The sequence below is a fragment of the Alkalicoccobacillus porphyridii genome (genome assembly GCF_007293315.1).
Lineage (GTDB): Bacteria > Bacillota > Bacilli > Bacillales > Bacillaceae_D > Alkalicoccobacillus > Alkalicoccobacillus porphyridii.
Window position 1 is genome coordinate 1 of record NZ_VLXZ01000360.1, and the last position, 248, is coordinate 248.

Annotated in this window: 1 protein-coding gene; it reads right to left on the reverse strand. The window is 50.4% G+C overall.

Going from position 1 to position 248, the window contains the following annotated elements:
• Window positions 1-248: alpha/beta hydrolase family protein (locus FN960_RS24595; protein ID WP_368854074.1), on the reverse strand; the 248-nt coding region annotated here is incomplete at both ends.

Here is a 248-nt window from a genome sequence, read left to right on the forward strand (position 1 = left end):
GATTAAGACATCAAACCCCAAATGGAACAGGTCGTAGGCCAGTTCCGCATATTTTACGTAGCTCTCAATACGCCCCGGGCAGATGACTACCACCCGGTCATGGTGCTGTGCGCGAAAACGGACAAAGCGCACCGGAATGTCATCCACACCAGTAAATTCTGCTTCATCACGCTGACGCCAGAAATCAGTCAGCGGTCCCATGGTAAAAGCAGCAAACGCGTTTTCTCTTGTTTCCCAGTCTTTTTGCT